Origin of the sequence: Bacillus sp. SIMBA_008 (assembly GCF_046535495.1) — a bacterium.
In the GTDB taxonomy this organism is placed as follows: Bacteria; Bacillota; Bacilli; order Bacillales; family Bacillaceae; genus Bacillus; species Bacillus subtilis.
Genome location: NZ_JAWRWL010001082.1, coordinates 1 through 244 on the forward strand (window position 1 = coordinate 1; position 244 = coordinate 244).

The 244-nt window shown below is 43.0% G+C and carries 1 protein-coding gene; it reads right to left on the reverse strand.

All coding sequences use genetic code 11. The features are described 5' to 3' along the window. Nucleotides 1–244: acyl-CoA dehydrogenase family protein (locus SB658_RS26750; protein ID WP_410603526.1), on the reverse strand; the 244-nt coding region annotated here is incomplete at both ends.

Genomic DNA, 244 nt, shown 5'->3' on the forward strand with positions numbered 1-244 from the left:
TTGCAAGTAATGGTAAATACTTTTTCTTTTGCTCTTCATTACCGAATAACACGATTGGTAATGATCCGATACCTACGTGAGCACCGTGAGTAATTGCAAAACCACCAGCGCGCGAGAATTTCTCTGCGATTAACGCTGAGCTTACTTTATCAAGGCCAATTCCGCCGTACTCTTCTGGTACGTCAGCGCCTAATAAACCAAGTTCCCCAGCTTCTTTTAAAAGACGAACAGAACGATCAAACTC